The organism is Mesorhizobium sp. WSM4884 (assembly GCF_029625675.1).
Lineage (GTDB): Bacteria > Pseudomonadota > Alphaproteobacteria > Rhizobiales > Rhizobiaceae > Mesorhizobium.
Genome location: NZ_JARTVO010000036.1, coordinates 1 through 15,862, shown reverse-complemented (window position 1 = coordinate 15,862; position 15,862 = coordinate 1). Strand labels below are relative to the sequence as shown.

The following is a 15,862-nucleotide window of genomic DNA, read 5'->3' as shown; positions in this document are numbered from 1 at the left end:
GATCGAATACCGTGGTCAAGGTCATCGCCAGTTCCTTACGCAAAGGCAACGTCGTCGATAAGGACGGCAAGCTCTATGTCATCCTCTTTGCCGAAAACATCCACCCTGGCAAGGGCACGCCGGTGACGCAGCTCGACATGCGCCGCATCGGCGACGGGGTGAAGGTTTCGGAGCGCTACCGCACGACCGAGATGGTCGAGCGCGCCTATGTCGAGGAGCGCGAGCATACTTTCCTCTATTCCGACGGCGAAGGCTTCCATTTCATGAATCCGGAAAGCTACGACCAGGTCGTGGCCTCGGAAGGCGTGGTCGGCGACATGGCCCCCTACCTGCAGGAAGGCATGGCCGTGCAACTGGCGCAGTTCAACGGCGTGCCGATCTCGCTGACGCTGCCGCAGCGCGCCGTCTTCGAAGTGGTCGACACCGAGCCGGTCACCAAGGGCCAGACGGCGTCTTCGTCCTACAAGCCAGCCGTGCTTTCCAACGGCGTGCGCACGGCCGTCCCGCCGCACATCACCGCCGGCACGCGCGTGGTGGTGATGACCGCCGACGGCTCCTATGTCGAGCGCGCGAAAGACTAGAGCGTTTCACTGTTTCACGAAAACGGCGAACCGCTCTATCTCTTTGTTTTTTGCGCGATTCCGGACGGAAAGCCGCTCACACCTTTCCTGGGGGCTTACGGCAGCTTTATCACGGCTCGCCTGCGATCAGGCGAGCCCACCGCCGGCACCAGTCCTCCACCGGCCAAGGTGGCCTTGATCCGTATCCGATCGGTCTCGCGCAAGGAACGGCAATGTTGCGCCCCATGTCAGTCATTGGTCCTTCCTCGCCGTCCAGTTTGCCGCCCGCAGGTATCGCGCCTTAACGCTTTGAAATCCGTCTGGCTCATCCTGCTCTTTCCGCTTGAAACACCTTTCCAATCGAATCCAAACGCCGCTGCAGGCGCGGCGCGACGAACTCGAGAAAAGCCCGCAACTTGAGCGGCTGATGCTGCCGGGCGGCGTGCACGATCTGTACGGGCATTGACGCCGGCGCCCACGCATCAAGGATCGAGCGGAGTGCGCCCGCACGGATGCTCTCAGCCGCCTGGTACGACATGACACAAGCGATCCCCAGGCCAGCGACAGCGCCGGCGATCACCGCGTCCGCCGTATTTACCGAATATCGCGGGCGGATGATGACTGTCTTCTCGCCATTGGCACTGGCGAAGGACCAATCCCGCCAAGGTTCGAGCCCCTCGAAGGCGATGCACTCATGATCCGGCAACTCGTTCGGAGAGACGGGCACGCCGCGTCGCTCCAGATAAGCAGAACTCGCGCAGGTCACCCACCGCACCTCGCCGACGCGGCGTGCAAGCAGTGCGCTGTCTGGCAGCTTCCCTATCCTGACCGCGACATCGATGTGGGACTCGGCCAAATCCATAACCTTGTCGGACAGGACAAGACGAACCGTGACCTCAGGGTAGGCACTGAGAAACTCATGGACGATTGGCGCGACGTGCATCTTGCCAAACATGATCGGCGCAGTGACCAGAAGCTCACCACGCGGCGTGCGGTATTCGCCGGCTGCCGCCCGTTCAGCCTCAGCCAATTCTTCCAGTACACGGCGCGCCGAGGCGACATAGGCCGCACCAGCCTCGGTCGGCAGGAGCTTGCGGCTGGTTCGCACCACCAATTGCGATCCGAGGAGCGCTTCGAGGTCCGCCACTCTGCGGCTGACGGTCGGTAGCGGAATGCTCAACATTCGGGACGCGGCAGACAGACTGCCGCCGTCGACCGCAGCGACAAGGGTGCGCATCGCCTCAAATCGATCCATTTTCCCTCTCGTATTGCCGAAGTCTAGCTTTCAAAGATAGTGTCTTCTACCATTTTTCGGAAGGGAATACTTACGCTCCTCGAAACGCCAATTGGGCGCCTTCCCCCAAGGAGTGAAAATCATGTCCCGCATTCCCACCCCCACATTGGAAGAGACGCCCGGCGCGGCGCAGCCGCTGCTCGCCGGCGTCAAGAAGCAACTCGGCACGGTGCCGAACCTGTTCCGGATCATTGCCAACAGCCCAGCGGCGCTGGAGGCTTATCTCGCCTTCTCCGGCGCTCTCGGCAAAGGCGCGCTGCCTGCGCCGACGCGTGAGCGTATCGCGTTGGCCGTCGCCGAGCTGAATGGCTGCGACTATTGCCTGTCGGCACACACCTACCTCGCCAGCAACCTCGCGAAGCTGGACGACGCGGAGATCGCCGCCAACCGCAACGGAGCGTCGAACGATGTCACGGCGGCCGCAGCCGTGCGCTTCGCCGCCAAGCTCGTGCGGGAGCGCGGACACGTTGGCGACATCGACATCGATGCGGTCAAGCGCGCCGGCTATTCGAACGCCGAACTGGTCGAGATCATTGCGCATGTGGCGCTCAACGTCTTCACCAACACGATCAACGTAGCCTTCGGTACCGAGATCGACTTTCCACGTGTCGCGGCCCGCAAAGCGGCCTGATTTCCCCGAAACCAACCACCGGCGAAGACATCCGGGCTGTCAATGGACCGGATGCCTTCGACGAAGGAGACCTCCATGTACGTTCAGTTCAGGACCGTCGACGTAGACGGCCTCAATGTCTTCTACCGGGAAGCCGGCGACGCCGGCCGCCCAACCCTGCTTCTGCTCCACGGCTTCCCAAGCGCGAGCCACATGTTCAGGGATCTGATCCCAGAGCTAGCGGGCCGTTATCATGTCGTGGCACCCGATCTTCCGGGCTTCGGTATGACCGAGCAGCCGGCGCGCGATCAGTTCGCTTACAAGTTCGAAAACCTCTCGAACGTGATCGGCCGCTTCACGGAAGTGATCGGTATCGACAAGTTCGCGTTGTACGTGTTCGACTATGGCGCGCCGATCGGCTTCCGGCTGGCGGTGAAAGACCCCGACCGGATCACCGCGATCGTCACGCAGAACGGCAACACATATCTGGAGGGCGTTTCGGACGCGTTCGCGCCGGTCCAGGCTTACTGGAAAGAGCCTACCCAGGCCAACCGCGACGCCCTGCGCGGTTTCCTGACCCCGCAGACGACGCTGTTCCAGTATACCCACGGCGTTGCAGACCCCAGCCTGATCTCGCCCGACGGCCGGAATCTGGATGACTTCTATCTGTCGCGGCCGGGCAACGACGAGATCCAGCTCGACCTCTTGCTCGACTATCAGTCCAACGTCGCGCTCTACGACACGATTCAGGCCTATCTGCGCCAGTATCAGCCGCCCGTCCTGGCCATCTGGGGTGAGAAGGATCCGTTCTTCATTCCGGCTGGCGCCGAGGCGTTCAAGCGGGACGTGCCATCGGCCGACGTTCGTTTCGTCGACAGCGGTCACTTCGCACTGGAGACCCACGCCCGCGAGATCGGGGCAGCCATGCGCGAGTTTCTCGCCAAGCACGTCGGCTGATGCGGTGGTCCCGGCGCCGCGTGCGGCCGGACTTCTCCTGTTCACTGATGACCGCCCCCTTGCACGCAGTTGGACCCGCGCGAAGGAATGAGGGGATCGGAGTTTCAGCAGCCACACCACCGGGACACTGCGCTGTAATTAACGCTTCGGCCGGCAAAGGCCGGAAGCGCGGGAAACCGTCGTTTGCAGACCGGCCTCAACCGAATATCAACAGGCCCTAGTCGACCCACTTGGCCGGTCCACGGAACTCGATCCCATAGCGGCCTGCAAGTTCCGCCACTTCCGCTATTTGGTTAGGAATGCGCAGTTCGCGCGCGGCCGCCTCTACGAAGAATTCCTCCAGCCCGCCCGGCGTCAGGATCGTAAGATTGCGGCCCGGCCCGGCACTCACGACGCGGAACGTGTGCGGCGCGCCGCGGGGCAGGAAGATCGACGCGCCTGGCCGCACCGCCATGACCTGACCATCGAGCCAGAATTCGTATTCCCCTTCGATCACATGGATCACCTCGTCCTCATTGTGGTGCACGTGAACCGGCGGGCCGCCCCGCGAAGGCACGGTCGATTCGAAGACACCGACGATGCCGCCGCTCTGGTATCTGCCGACATTGATCCTGTAGACCGTGTCCATCCATTTGACGGCGCGCGCCGAGCCTGTGGCGATGTTCATCGCGTTTCCCTTTCCATGTGCGGTCAGCTAGGTTCGGTGCTGCAGCGCCGTTTGCATCGTTAGGGCAATGATCCGACTGGCGGAAATCGAATGATCGTATTCGGGATATTGGCGCCGTGAATTTAGCCGCGTTCGATCTCAACCTGCTGCGCGTATTCGATGCCATGATGCTGGAGCTGAGCACGGTACGTGCCGGCGAACGGGTCGGCCTGTCGCAGCCGGCGGTCAGCTCGGCGCTCGGGCGCCTGCGCGCCATCCTCGGTGACGAGCTTTTCGTGCGCGACGGCAACCGCATGATGCCGACACCGCGCGCGCTCCAGCTGAAGGAACCGGTGCGCCAGGCGCTGGTGCAGATCGAAGAGGCCCTTGCGGCAAGCGCTGCCTTTGACCCCAGGACGTCGACGCGATCCTTCATGCTGATTGGCTCGGACTATTTCTCGACATTGCTGATGCCGAAGCTGGCGGCGAGGGTCACGCCGACCGCGCCTTCGATCGTCCTCCAGATGATGGACTACCCATCGGCCGACGTTTTCGGCCTGCTGAGCGACGGTAAGGCCGACATCGTCCTGGACAGGGCGTTGGAGACCCCGGAGTGGATCGCCAGCCAGAGGCTGTTCCGTTCCTGGCTTGTCTGCATCGCTCGGCGCGGGCATCCCTTGATCAGCGCAAGCGAGATCCGGCCAGGGGCGGCCCTTCCAGCCGACGTTTTCTGCGCCATCCCGCAGGTGTTGCGCTCGGCCGACGGAAGCAGGTCCGGTACCATCGATCCGGCGCTCCAGAAGCTCGGCCTGTCGCGCAAGGTCGCCATCACCGTTCCGCATTTCCAGGCCGTTGCGCTTGCCGTGGCGAACAGCGATCTGCTCGGCAGCATCCCGGTTCACTTTGCGCGCCTGGTGGCCGAGCACCTCGAACTGGATATTTTCATGCCGCCCATGGAATCGCCGGCGATGGACGTCACAATGTACTGGCATCGCCGATTGGACCGCGACGCCGGCAATGCCTGGCTGCGCGAGCAGCTCGTGGCGGTCGCTTCGTTCGAGCCGTAGGCTAGAAAGCGTCGAGGAATATACCAGCTTGTCGATGTCGTGGCAGGTTCGATCCTGCCGGCACGGCGCCTCGAGCCCTCGCAACCCACTTCCGACGCCGATGCCGAAACCGGCGTCGGGACGCTGCGTCGCGCATACGTTGATCTGGATCCGCCTCATCTCATGGATATCAGGTCCGTCATGAGGCCGACCCCGACCCTGACGACGAACTTCGGCGCAGAGCGTTCCAGACAACCGATGTCCCTCAACTCATGGGGCGTCAGGTCTGCCAACGCCCTGCGTCCTGCAACGGCCCGCCGCCAGGCCGTGAAGGCAGCGAGCGCTGCCGCCACGCTTTTCGACGTTGCTCCGAGTAGCCGCTGGTTCGATGCGCGGGTCTTCGCGTGAGTTTCCGTGTGAGCCATTTCGCTCTCCCGTTCCAGACTAATGCCGGAGCGTGTCACGGAGGCGATTTGCGCTTGTTCAGCCAAGCGTGAACCGTCGAGGAAAGGCCATCGGATCGCCGTTAAATCCGCGTTAAATCAACCAGCGAAGATGCTATTGTGCCGGTGCGTTCGAAATTCGGAGGGCAGTCGTGCGCATCCGGTTGCTTGGCGGTCTCGAGGTGACTTCCGCAGATGGCCAGCCCGTCCACTTCGCGATGCGCAAATCCGGGCTTCTCTTTGCCGCTCTCGTCCTGGCGGGGCGCCGCGGCCACCACCGCGAACGGCTTGCCGAAGGGTTTTGGCCGGGACGAGGCGACGCGCAGTCGCGCAACAGCCTGCGCCAGGCTCTTGCGGATATCCGACGATGGTTTCCTGCCGCCGGCAGTGCGGCCATTTCCGTCGAGGGAGATCAAGAAGCGGTAGCGCTGACGGCCGGCCCGGACGAAGCGGATATCTGGCTCTTCGAGCGCAAGTTCGCCGAAGGCGGCGCGGCGGACCTCGCCTTCGCCGCCGAGCTCTATCGTGGTGACGTGCTTGCGGGCGAAGCCATTCCGAACGGTCTGGATGAATGGTTCGGTCCGCATCAGGTCCGGTACCGGCAGAAAGCGCTGCAACTGGTGGAACGCCTGAGCCTCGCGCTGCCTGAAGCCGAAACCGAGGATGACGCGGCCTGCGAGCGGCTCGCCGAAAGGCTGCTCGCCTCGGATCCGACCGCGGAGGCGGCACATCGGGCATTGATGCGGGTCCACGCCGCCAGGGGCCACGAAAACGCGGCCCTGCGCCAGTTCGAATCCTGCCGCGCGCTGCTGAGGAAGCACCTGGACGTCGAGCCCGAGGCACAGACCAACGCATTGGCGGCGGCGCTGCAAACACGCGGTGGAAATCGGCTGTCCTCGTCGGCGCACGAGCCGCATCAGCCTATCTCCACGGCGGCGGCCAGGCAGCATGACCAGCCCTCGGTGGCGGTGATGGCCTTCGACAATCTCGGCGGAGCGGACGACGAGTATTTCGCCGACGGCGTCGTCGAGGAGATCACCGCCGCACTTTCGCGAATCCGGGACTTCTTCGTCATCGCGCGCCAGTCCGCCTTCACCTACAAGGGACGCTTCGTCGACGTGCGCGAGGTCGGCAGGGAACTCGGCGTCAACTATGTGGTCGAAGGCACGGTTCGGCGGGGCGGCGACCGGCTGCGCATTTCCGTGCAGCTGGTCGATGCCGAGACGCGGGCGCAGCTATGGTCCGAGCGCTACGAGGGCGCAGTCGAGGACGTTTTCGAGTTCCAGGACAGGATCGCTGCGCAGGTAGCTGGCGCCATCCATCCAGCCATCCGCGGTGCCGAGATCGAGCTGGCCAAGCGCAAGCCGCCGACCAGCCTGCGGGCCTATGATTTCGTCATGCGCGCCTATCCGAACATTTGGGGCCGCCGCAAGGACACCAACGACCAGGCCATAGAGCTGCTCAAGAAGGCGATCGCGGTCGATCCGGCCTATGGCCGTGCCCACGCGCTCCTGGCTTGGTGCCACGCCTCGAATGCCGCATATCTGTGGGCCGAGCAACCGCAAAGCGAGTTGGAAAGGGCGCGCGCGGCGGTCGAGGCCGCGGGCTCGATCGGCGACGATCCTACCGCTCTGGCCGCCGCCGGCTCGGCATTGAGCATGTGCGGCGACCAAGAGCGCGCCGCCACCTTCATCGAAAAGGCGCTCAAGCTCGATCCGAACAATGCTTGGGCATGGGCACGCCATGGCTGGATCGCGATTTACAAGGACGACGCAGCCCACGCGCCGGAACGGTTCCAGCGGGCGATGATGCTGAGCCCGATGGATCCTTTCGCATTCAACATGAGACTGGGAATGGCCACCGCCATGGCCAAGACAGGTTCTCTCACCCAGGCCGTCGCGATCGCCCGCGAGGTGATCGCCGCCCATCCCGACATAATCATGTCCTATCGGTACCTCACCGCCTGGGCAGCGATGAGCGGCGACATGGAGACCGCCCGCTGGGCCTCGCAGAAGCTGCTCGCCGCCCAGCCGGGCTTCACGATCGAGCGATACCGGTCGCTGCCTGTCTTCCGCAACACCCCGGAATGGGCAGACCGGGTGGTCGAAGCCTTGAAGCAGGCGGGGCTTCCCGAGCGCTGATCAGGCGGTTATTTCCACCGGCAGGCCGGCCGCCTTCCACTCGGGCATTCCGTCCTCGAGACGACGCGCGGAATGGCCGTGCGAGCGCAACGCGGCCACCGCCTCGAAGGACATCACGCACCAGGGACCGCGGCAGTAGGCGACGATTTCCCGGCTCGTATCGGCGCTTTGGGACCAGACCTTGATTTCGCCGAGTGGGACATTGATCGCACCGGGCACATGACCAAGTGCGAACTCGTCCGGCGGGCGGACATCGATCAGCGTCACCAGCCCATCGCGCATCAGCGCCTGGAGTTCCTCGCGCCCGACGGGCCGCATGCCGTCTCGCGCCTCGAAATAGCCGCGCACGATGCGGTCGACTTCAGCGAGATGCCGCTCGGCAACGGCGCGCACAGACGCAAAGGCGGAAAGCACGCTCTCATCCGCAAGCGCATAGCGGACGAACTTGCCATCGCGTACGGCCGAGACGATGCCGGCTCGACGCAGTGCCTGCAGATGCTGGGAGACGTTGGCTATCGGCTGGCCGAGCTTCCCGGCGAGAGCCTCGACGCTGCGCGCCCCTTGTGCGAGATGCTCGATCATTTCCAGGCGCAGCGGGTGGCCGAGCGCCTTGGCGACGATCGCGAACTGCTCGTAGAGCGCCTGTTTCGGATTGCGGATTGACATCGTCCTTTCAGCGACGCATCGTCATTCAATTAAATAATTGAATGACGCTTTCGACCATTGCTGTCAAGCCGGCAGTCCACCCCACGCAGTCGGCCGTTCGGAGGAAAAGCGATGATTCTCAGGCAGTTCCTGCATACCGACCCGGTTGCCGCCTCCTATCTGTTCGGCTGCGGCGGCAAGGCTTCGGCGGCCGTCGTCGATCCGGTCGGCGACATTGCGCCTTATCTCGAGGCGGCGCGCGCGACCGGCATGCGCATCCTCTATGTCGTCGACACCCATATCCATGCCGACCACATCTCGGCCGGACGGGCGCTCGCCGAAGCGACCGGCGCCGCATACGTGCTGTTCGAAGGCGCCGAGGCAGGCTTCCCGTTCCGCCGCGTGAAGGACGGCGAGGTGCTCGAGCTCGGCAATGTGACGGCGACCGTCATGCATACACCGGGCCACACGCCGGAGCATCTAAGTCTTTTGGTCACCGACCGGACGCGGTCGGCCGAGCCCTGGTTCGTGCTCACCGGACACACACTGATGGTCGGCGATCTCGGCCGCACCGAACTTGCATCCAGCGCCGAGGATGGGGCGCGCGCGCTCTATGCCAGCGTGCGCCGGCTGAAGGAATTGCCCGACCACATCGAAGTGCTGCCGGGCGCCTATTCCGGCTCGGTCTGCGGCCGCTCGCTGAGCGGCAAGCCGACATCGACCATCGGCTTCGAGCGGCGCTTCAACAAGGCCTTCCGCATCGAGGACGAGGATCAGTTCGTCGCCGCCATGACCGCCGACATCCCTTCCCCGCCGCCGGACGCCGCCCGCACCCGGGCCGCGAACGCCGGGGCGAGATCTTGAGCGCAGCCGCGCCCGGCGTCGCGCTCGGCCTCAAGGCCAACTGGAAGCAGTTCGCGCTCCTGGTGCTGATCAATGCCTTCGTCGGCGGCATGGTCGGCATCGAGCGGACCGTGGTGCCGCTGATCGGCGCGGAGGAATTCGGCGTCGCCTCCACGACGCTCGTCACCTCCTTCATCGTCAGCTTCGGCGTGGTCAAGGCCTGCGCCAACCTCGTCTCCGGCCAACTTGCAGATACGTGGGGCCGCAAGCGGGTGCTGATCCTCGGCTGGCTGTTCGGCCTGCCGGTGCCCTTCATCATCATCTGGGCGCCGAGCTGGGGCTGGATCGTCGCCGCCAATGCGCTGCTCGGCATCAACCAGGGGCTCGCCTGGTCGATGACCGTCATCATGAAGGTCGACCTCGTGGGGCCGAAATCGCGCGGGCTTGCGGTCGGCCTCAACGAGTTCGCAGGCTACCTGGCCGTCGGGGTCACCGCGTTCCTCACCGGCTATCTGGCGAGCCGCTACGGGCTGCGCCCGGTGCCGATCTATCTCGGCGTCGGCTATGTGATCCTTGGCGCCGCGCTGTCGATCCTTTTGGTGCGGGACACGCGCGAGCATGTGCGGCTGGAACTGGCCAACCATCCGAAAGCCGCTTCGCCACTCGGCTTCCGCGAGATCTTCATGCTGACCTCGTTTGGCGACCGCAACCTGTTCGCGGCCTCGCAGGCCGGCTTGGTGAACAATTTGAACGACGGCATGAGCTGGGGCCTTTTTCCCCTGTTCTTCGTCGCCAATGGGGTGGGCGTCGAGCGAATCGGCATGCTCAAGGCGGTCTATCCTGCGGTTTGGGGCGTCCTCCAGGTCGCAACCGGACCATTGAGCGACCGCTGGGGCCGCAAGGGCCTGATCGTCGCGGGCATGTGGGTGCAGGCGGCGGGGCTCCTGCTTACCGCCATGACGCGCGATTTCGGCTGGTGGCTGCTGGCGAGCCTTTTGCTCGGCCTCGGCACGGCGATGGTCTATCCCAGTCTGATCGCGGCGGTGTCGGACGCTGCGCACCCCTCATGGCGGGCGCGCTCGCTCAGCGTTTACCGCTTCTGGCGCGACCTCGGCTACGCGATCGGAGCGCTGTCGGCGGGCCTCATCGCCGACTTTTTCGGCTTCGTCGCGGCGATCGCAGCGATTGCGGCGCTGACCTTCCTGTCGGGCGCGATCGTGGCGCTGGCGATGCGGGAGAAGACAGCATCAACCCCGGCACGTGGCGACGGCTAGCCCGCCGCAAGGAAAATCCGCGTTTACGATATCCGAAGCTTCGTGCTGCCAGGGAAGCACCCTTCCGGTACTATGGCGCCGGGTGCCTTTCTCGGGGTCGTTCATGAACAACTCGACACGCATGCCGTGGGTGGACACGGCAAAGGGTCTTTCGATCATCCTGGTGGTGATGATGTACTCGGCCTACAACACCGGCGAATATACCGGCGGCGTCGGCTTCCTCCATTATGTCATCGGCTTTGCGACGCCGTTCCGGATGCCGGAGTTTTTTCTGATTTCCGGCCTGTTCCTGTCGCAGGTGATCGAGCGGCCGTGGCGGCGCTATATCGACCGGCGCGTCGTCCATTATCTCTATTTCTACGTGTTGTGGGCGATCATCTCGATCGGGTTGAAGATCGGCATCTTCAGCCGCGATCCGGCCGGCATGCTGCACGATCTCGCAATGGCCGTCGTCCAGCCCTATGGCGTGCTGTGGTTCATCTACATGCTGGCGATGTTCGGCCTCGTCGCACGCATCTTGCGCGAACTCGGCGCGCCGCACTGGATCGTCATTGCGGCTGCCGCCGGGCTGCAGATGTGGGCGCCGAAGCCGGACAGCTATGCGCTGCAGCAGTTCACGGCCTATTTCGTGTTCTTCTATCTCGGCTTCGCCGTGGCGCCGCTGGTGTTTCGGCTCGTCGAGTGGACGCAAGCGCGCCCGGCCGTCGCCGTCGCGGGCCTGGCCGTGTGGGCGGTCGTCAACGGCCTGCTCGTCTATTCGCCGGGTTATGCCGTTCAGCCGGTCGGCATGCAGATGGGCCTGGCGGCATGGCCGCCGCTGCATCTTGTCCTCGCCGTCGCCGGCGCGGTGGCGCTCTGCGTCGCCGGCGGCTTCCTGTCGAAATTCGCCGCGATGGAATGGCTGCGGTGGCTCGGCGAGCATTCGCTGGTCGTCTATGTCGCCTTCACCATCCCGATGTCGATCTTCCGCGGCGCGGCGCTTGCGAGCGGCCTTCTGACCGATACGGGCTGGCTCAGCCTCGCGGTGCTGCTCGTTTCGACCATCAGCCCGGTCGTTCTCTATTTCATCGTCAAGCGCACCGGTTTCGGAAACTTCCTGTTCGAGCGGCCGGCATGGGCGCATATCGACAGGCCGGCTGCCGGCCATATCTCGAACAAGGGGGTTGCGCGGCCGGCGCGCGAGGCGGCCTGACGCCGCCTGGTTCGTCGGCGCAGTCCTGCCGGCCACCTGCCGGCCATGTCACGGCCGGCGCACGGCCCTGATCTTGCCGCTGCTGCCGCCACCGCAGAAGAAGCAGCCGCCACCGTCGGATTCCAGTCCCGACACGCCGGAGGGCATCGCCACCTCCTGCAGCACGTCGCCCGTCTCGGGATCGATGCGCAAGAGGTCGCCCTCCTCGCCTTCCCAGGTGGCGTGCCAGAGCTCGCCGTCGACCCAGGTGACGCCGGTGACGACGCGTTTCGATTCGATGGTACGGATCACCTTGCCCGTTTCGGGATCGATCTGGTGGATCTTGTGCGCCCTGTATTCGCCGACCCAGAGCGACCCTTCGGCCCAGGCCATGCCCGAGTCACCACCATTGCCGGGAGCCGGGATGGTGGCGACGACCTTGCCGGTTTTCGGATCGACCTTGTGGATGCGGTCCTCGCCGATCTGGTAGAGGTGCTCGCCGTCGAAGGCGGTCCCCGCATGCGAGGCGACGTCGATCGATCGCACGATCGCGCCGCTGTCCGGATCAAGCGCCTTCAGCTTGTCGCCGGTGGCGAACCAGACGTTCTTGCCGTCATAGGTGACGCCGTTGATGCGCTCGGCGTCCGGAAAGGGTCCATATTCCCGCAGGATCTCGGCGGCGGCTCGTTTCATTTTCGATCTCCATCTGAACAATGGCAGCAGACTAGTCGCTCGGCAGCGGACCCGGGAGTAACAAGACAGTCGGGAATGCAGTCATCGGCGGCGTCATCCAGCGGCGCGCCCTGCCGCGCCCGACCGCTTGCACTTTGTTTGCCGTCGAAAGCTCTTCCAGCGCGCGCTGCACGGTGCGCGGGCTGGCGCCGAGCGCGATCGCCAGCGCCGAGCTCGACCACGACTCGCCGTCGGCCAGGAAGGCGAGCACTGCCCCATGCTCCTCCTCGACAGGCGGAGCGAGCACCACGACTTCGGCGGCCTCCAGCGGCGCCAGCGCAAAGCCGGCCGCGGTCGCGTTGATTTCAGCCTGCTCGATGAGTTCAGCGCGCAGCCGTCCCATCTCGACCCTGAGCCGAGCGCGATGCGATTCGTCCGCGTGCCTGGCCCTGAAGGCGCGCCTCAGCAGCACCTCCCGCGGCGCATCCGCGGGCCACGCTTCGGCAAGCGTGCGCGCCAATGCAAACAGCACGGGCCGCGTCGCCAGCGAGACCGCCGTATCGGCCTGCCGCACGACATTGCGGCAGGCGTCGATGACGAGCGCGCCGGATGCGAGCAGCGCTTCGACCTCGTCGAGTTGGAGCGGCTTTTCCAAGCCCTTCGATATGAGCCGCGCGACGGGCGTGTTCAGCACCAGCGACGCGGTTTCGACCTCCGCCCTCAGCGCCGGGATGTTGGCTTCGTAGGCCGCAAGCGCCGCCCGGCCGAGCGCGGCGCGCGCAGCTTTCGTCCGCAAACGCCTGACCGCGATGCCCGCCGCCGCGAGCTCATGCGCGACGCGCGCGACCGGCGGCAGCGGCGCCGGATCGAAGCCGGCAAGCAGACGCTCGGCCTCGTCGAGACGGCCGATCAGGATCAGCCGACGCGCCTCGAGGCTGCCGGCATAAGCGGCGTTGACCCTATCGCCATGCGCCTGAAGCGTCGTACGCGCGGTTCGCAACGCCTTCTCCGGCCAGCCGAGGTCGCGAGAGACGAGGGCGATCTCGGCCTCGGCGACCACACAGCGGGCCCGCGCCACCGCCTCTTTCGGGCTGAAGGCGCGGGCCGCGCTCTTCAGCAGCGCCTTGGCCTTGGCGAAGTCGCCAAGCTGCGCCATCGCGATGCCGCGCAGCGCCAGCGCCGGCGCGTCGTCGCGCAGCGCGACGCGTTTCAAGGCGCCGAGCGGATCGCCCGCGGCAAGCGCGCGTCCGGCGGCATTGATCAGCGAGTCCATGCAATGCTCGCCTTAGGGGTCGCCGGATCAAATCGCGTCACACTTGTAACTCTCACCATCACGCCGTCCGGCCTATGTCTGTCCGCGTCACCCTCAACCAACCGAAAGAACGGGACAAGAGCAATGACCCAGCAAATGCACACACCACCGGTCGTTTCGCCAGAAGCCTGGGAAGGCGCGTATGACGAGATGCTGGTGAAGGAAAAAGCCCTCACCCGCGCCCGCGACGCTTTAGCCGCCGAACGCCGCCGCATGCCGTGGATGCTCGTCGAGAAGGACTATGTGTTCGAAGGCCCGAACGGCAAAGCGAGCCTGCTCGACCTGTTCGAAGGCCGCCGGCAGCTCATCATCTACCGCGCCTTCTTCGAGCCGGGTGTCTACGGCTGGCCGGAGCACGCCTGCCGCGGCTGCTCGCTCGGCGCCGACATGGTCGGCAACCTCGCGCATCTCAACGCCCGCGACACGACGCTTGCCTATGCCTCGCGTGCGCCGCAGTGGGACATTCAGCGGCTGAAGAAGCGGATGGACTGGAAGATGCCCTGGTACACCATCACCGACAGCTGGGATAAGGATTTCGGCGTCGACCAATGGCATGGCCACAACGTCTTCATCCACGACGGCGACCGCATCTACCGCACCTATTTCGTCAACAACCGCGGCGACGAGGCGTTCGGCACGGTTTGGAGCTATCTCGACGTCACGCCGCTCGGCCGCCAGGAGGTGTGGGAAGACTCGCCCAAGGGCTATCCGCAGACCCAGACCTACAAGTGGTGGAACTGGCACGACAACTACGAGGAAGGCGCCGCCCCCGACCAGAGATGGGTCGAGGTGTCGGATGCCGGCGAAGCGGCGTTCCGCAACAAGAACGCCTGAGCGTGAAGCGACTCCGGCGGCGTCGCCCGCGCCGCCGGAGCCGATCTTTCCCAAAGAATCCTGCCACGTCGAAAGGTGGAAAAGATGAGCATCGACAATCCCGACATCGCGCCTCGCCCGACCAGCCTGACCTTCGGCCTCGCCGACTGGCTGTGCCTCGCAGCGGCGCCGACCTTCGCGGCCATGGCGCTGCTCACCGCGGCCCATGACGGCCATGACATGATGTGCATGTCCGGCCCCGGAACGTCCGCGCTCAGCGGCATGGTGCCGATGTATCTGCTGATGGCCGCCTTTCACCTCGCGCCCTGGCTGCGGCTGGCTGCGAGGCGGGGTTAGGCGAAGCAGCGGAATGGCGCGAGAAACGTCCACCAATGAGCTTCTTTCACCGCAGCACTGAACCTCCAGACTGAAGGAGACTGACAATGCGACACGCTGTTGTTTCACGCGATGACTGGCTAACCGCCCGCCGGGACCTCCTGAAAGCGGAGAAGGAACTCACTCGCCTTCGCGACAAGGTCGCCCGGGAGCGACTCGCCCTGCCATGGGTGCGCATCGACAAGGAATACGTGTTCGACACGCTGGATGGCCCATGCTCGCTCGCCGACCTCTTCGACGGCCGATCGCAACTCCTGGTGCAACATTTCATGTTCGCGCCGGGATGGAAGGAAGGCTGCCGGAGTTGCTCCTTCATGGCCGATCACACCGACGGCATGAACATGCATCTGGCGAACCACGACGTCACCATGATCGCCGTCTCGCGCGCGCCGCTCGCCGAGATCGAGCGCTACCGCAAACGCATGGGCTGGCAGTTCAAATGGGTGTCGTCCTTCGGCGACGACTTCAACTACGATTTCCGCGTCAGCTTCACACCCGAGGTAATCGCCAGTAGGCACATCGACTATAATTTCGGCGAGTGGTCGGAGACTGGCGAGGAATGGCCCGGCGTCAGCGCCTTTTTCAAGGACGAGGCGGGGAATATCTTCCGCACCTACTCCACCTACGGGCGCGGCGTTGAGGTGATGATGGGCACCTACAATATGCTCGATCTCGCTCCGAAGGGCCGCAACGAAGCCGAGGGAATGGACTGGGTGCGCCGTCACGATCGCTACGAGTAGACACCCCAGGAGCCCCAAGGAGCGGGCCGATGTAACGCCGACGGCCGCCGTGTGCCTTCGCGCCTGGCTGGCGGCGTCCGCTGGGGCCAAGCGGAAGGCTCCGCGAAACCACGTGCCGGCCTCGTTGGCCGGTGTGGAATTCATCCCCGAGGACGGTGGCGCTGCCCGCCTGAGACCGAAGAAGATCAACATCCAAGCGCCGATATGCGCCTGGCTACCAACCTAGAGCGGGATGATTTTGGCTTGAATCGAAGGGGATTCCCAAGGGTCTGCAAATCAGATTCAAGATGCTGGCTGGG

General features: G+C 64.8%; 16 protein-coding genes and 1 pseudogene. 11 read left to right on the top strand and 6 right to left on the bottom strand.

Going from position 1 to position 15,862, the window contains the following annotated elements; all coding sequences use genetic code 11:
• Window positions 1-11: 11 nt before the first annotated feature.
• Entirely contained in the window at window positions 12-581 is a 570-nt protein-coding gene (gene efp, locus P9236_RS29870; protein WP_071099241.1) for an elongation factor P, read from the top strand.
• 304 nt (window positions 582-885) lie between these two features.
• Here the strand turns inward: efp and P9236_RS29865 are convergent, their stop codons facing one another.
• Complete coding sequence (locus P9236_RS29865) at window positions 886-1,815, bottom strand: LysR family transcriptional regulator (protein WP_278078138.1); 930 nt, start codon at window positions 1,813-1,815, stop codon at window positions 886-888.
• Window positions 1,816-1,936: 121 nt separating this feature from the next.
• On the opposite strand from P9236_RS29865, the gene P9236_RS29860 reads away from it, so the two are divergent.
• Both P9236_RS29860 and P9236_RS29855 read left to right on the top strand, forming a co-directional pair.
• A complete protein-coding gene (locus tag P9236_RS29860; RefSeq protein ID WP_278078137.1) occupies window positions 1,937-2,485 on the top strand; it encodes a carboxymuconolactone decarboxylase family protein in 549 nt (182 codons plus the stop codon).
• A 75-nt stretch (window positions 2,486-2,560) separates the two neighbouring features.
• Window positions 2,561-3,421 (top strand): alpha/beta hydrolase, encoded by an 861-nt coding sequence (locus tag P9236_RS29855; RefSeq protein WP_278078136.1) that lies wholly within the window; start codon window positions 2,561-2,563, stop codon window positions 3,419-3,421.
• 217 nt (window positions 3,422-3,638) lie between these two features.
• On the opposite strand, the gene P9236_RS29850 is transcribed toward P9236_RS29855, so the two are convergent.
• Window positions 3,639-4,088 carry a cupin domain-containing protein gene (locus tag P9236_RS29850; protein WP_278078135.1) on the bottom strand — a complete coding sequence of 150 codons (450 nt, stop codon included), beginning with the start codon at window positions 4,086-4,088 and terminating at the stop codon, window positions 3,639-3,641.
• A 116-nt stretch (window positions 4,089-4,204) separates the two neighbouring features.
• Between P9236_RS29850 and P9236_RS29845 the strand changes: the two genes are divergently transcribed.
• Window positions 4,205-5,134, top strand: a complete 930-nt coding sequence (locus tag P9236_RS29845) for a LysR family transcriptional regulator (RefSeq protein ID WP_278078134.1) — start codon at window positions 4,205-4,207, stop codon at window positions 5,132-5,134.
• 155 nt (window positions 5,135-5,289) lie between these two features.
• On the opposite strand, the gene P9236_RS29840 is transcribed toward P9236_RS29845, so the two are convergent.
• Window positions 5,290-5,538, bottom strand: coding sequence for a DUF1127 domain-containing protein (locus P9236_RS29840; protein ID WP_278078133.1), 249 nt, complete (start codon window positions 5,536-5,538; stop codon window positions 5,290-5,292).
• Between the two features lie 170 nt (window positions 5,539-5,708).
• On the opposite strand from P9236_RS29840, the gene P9236_RS29835 reads away from it, so the two are divergent.
• Window positions 5,709-7,697: a BTAD domain-containing putative transcriptional regulator gene (locus P9236_RS29835; RefSeq protein ID WP_278078132.1), complete on the top strand. Its 1,989-nt coding sequence runs from the start codon at window positions 5,709-5,711 to the stop codon at window positions 7,695-7,697.
• Here the strand turns inward: P9236_RS29835 and P9236_RS29830 are convergent, their stop codons facing one another.
• Complete coding sequence (locus tag P9236_RS29830; RefSeq protein WP_278078131.1) at window positions 7,698-8,363, bottom strand: metalloregulator ArsR/SmtB family transcription factor; 666 nt, start codon at window positions 8,361-8,363, stop codon at window positions 7,698-7,700.
• A gap of 111 nt (window positions 8,364-8,474) precedes the next feature.
• Between P9236_RS29830 and P9236_RS29825 the strand changes: the two genes are divergently transcribed.
• The 3 genes from P9236_RS29825 to P9236_RS29815 all read left to right on the top strand — a co-directional run bounded on the left by P9236_RS29825 (window position 8,475) and on the right by P9236_RS29815 (window position 11,651).
• Window positions 8,475-9,206 carry an MBL fold metallo-hydrolase gene (locus P9236_RS29825; RefSeq protein WP_278078130.1) on the top strand — a complete coding sequence of 244 codons (732 nt, stop codon included), beginning with the start codon at window positions 8,475-8,477 and terminating at the stop codon, window positions 9,204-9,206.
• Window positions 9,203-10,459: an MFS transporter gene (locus P9236_RS29820; RefSeq protein WP_278078129.1), complete on the top strand. Its 1,257-nt coding sequence runs from the start codon at window positions 9,203-9,205 to the stop codon at window positions 10,457-10,459. Before P9236_RS29825 ends, P9236_RS29820 begins: the two co-directional genes overlap by 4 nt.
• 103 nt (window positions 10,460-10,562) lie before the next feature.
• The gene (locus P9236_RS29815; RefSeq protein WP_278078128.1) at window positions 10,563-11,651 is read left to right on the top strand and encodes an acyltransferase family protein; all 1,089 of its coding nucleotides are present in this window, start codon (window positions 10,563-10,565) and stop codon (window positions 11,649-11,651) included.
• Between the two features lie 48 nt (window positions 11,652-11,699).
• On the opposite strand, the gene P9236_RS29810 is transcribed toward P9236_RS29815, so the two are convergent.
• The gene (locus tag P9236_RS29810; RefSeq protein ID WP_278078127.1) at window positions 11,700-12,323 is read right to left on the bottom strand and encodes a DUF5074 domain-containing protein; all 624 of its coding nucleotides are present in this window, start codon (window positions 12,321-12,323) and stop codon (window positions 11,700-11,702) included.
• Between the two features lie 31 nt (window positions 12,324-12,354).
• Window positions 12,355-13,575: a helix-turn-helix domain-containing protein gene (locus tag P9236_RS29805; RefSeq protein WP_278078126.1), complete on the bottom strand. Its 1,221-nt coding sequence runs from the start codon at window positions 13,573-13,575 to the stop codon at window positions 12,355-12,357.
• Window positions 13,576-13,698: 123 nt separating this feature from the next.
• On the opposite strand from P9236_RS29805, the gene P9236_RS29800 reads away from it, so the two are divergent.
• The 3 genes and pseudogenes from P9236_RS29800 (at window position 13,699) to P9236_RS29790 (ending at window position 15,563) form a co-directional block, all read left to right on the top strand.
• A complete protein-coding gene (locus P9236_RS29800; RefSeq protein WP_278078125.1) occupies window positions 13,699-14,448 on the top strand; it encodes a DUF899 family protein in 750 nt (249 codons plus the stop codon).
• A 141-nt stretch (window positions 14,449-14,589) separates the two neighbouring features.
• Window positions 14,590-14,784, top strand: a pseudogene (locus P9236_RS29795) (hypothetical protein); the annotation flags it as partial.
• An 86-nt stretch (window positions 14,785-14,870) separates the two neighbouring features.
• On the top strand, window positions 14,871-15,563 hold the full coding sequence (locus tag P9236_RS29790) for a thioredoxin family protein (protein ID WP_278078124.1): 693 nt from the start codon (window positions 14,871-14,873) through the stop codon (window positions 15,561-15,563).
• Window positions 15,564-15,862 lie beyond the last annotated feature (299 nt).

Excerpts from the sequence above, each read along its gene's own strand:
- P9236_RS29865 (WP_278078138.1), bottom strand. The coding sequence starts at position 1,815 with ATGGATCGATTTGAGGCGATGCGCACCCTTGTCGCTGCGGTCGACGGC.
- P9236_RS29860 (WP_278078137.1), top strand. The coding sequence starts at position 1,937 with ATGTCCCGCATTCCCACCCCCACATTGGAAGAGACGCCCGGCGCGGCG.
- P9236_RS29855 (WP_278078136.1), top strand. The coding sequence starts at position 2,561 with ATGTACGTTCAGTTCAGGACCGTCGACGTAGACGGCCTCAATGTCTTC.
- P9236_RS29850 (WP_278078135.1), bottom strand. The coding sequence starts at position 4,088 with ATGAACATCGCCACAGGCTCGGCGCGCGCCGTCAAATGGATGGACACG.
- P9236_RS29840 (WP_278078133.1), bottom strand. The coding sequence starts at position 5,538 with ATGGCTCACACGGAAACTCACGCGAAGACCCGCGCATCGAACCAGCGG.
- P9236_RS29830 (WP_278078131.1), bottom strand. The coding sequence starts at position 8,363 with ATGTCAATCCGCAATCCGAAACAGGCGCTCTACGAGCAGTTCGCGATC.
- P9236_RS29825 (WP_278078130.1), top strand. The coding sequence starts at position 8,475 with ATGATTCTCAGGCAGTTCCTGCATACCGACCCGGTTGCCGCCTCCTAT.
- P9236_RS29815 (WP_278078128.1), top strand. The coding sequence starts at position 10,563 with ATGAACAACTCGACACGCATGCCGTGGGTGGACACGGCAAAGGGTCTT.
- P9236_RS29810 (WP_278078127.1), bottom strand. The coding sequence starts at position 12,323 with ATGAAACGAGCCGCCGCCGAGATCCTGCGGGAATATGGACCCTTTCCG.
- P9236_RS29805 (WP_278078126.1), bottom strand. The coding sequence starts at position 13,575 with ATGGACTCGCTGATCAATGCCGCCGGACGCGCGCTTGCCGCGGGCGAT.
- P9236_RS29800 (WP_278078125.1), top strand. The coding sequence starts at position 13,699 with ATGACCCAGCAAATGCACACACCACCGGTCGTTTCGCCAGAAGCCTGG.
- P9236_RS29790 (WP_278078124.1), top strand. The coding sequence starts at position 14,871 with ATGCGACACGCTGTTGTTTCACGCGATGACTGGCTAACCGCCCGCCGG.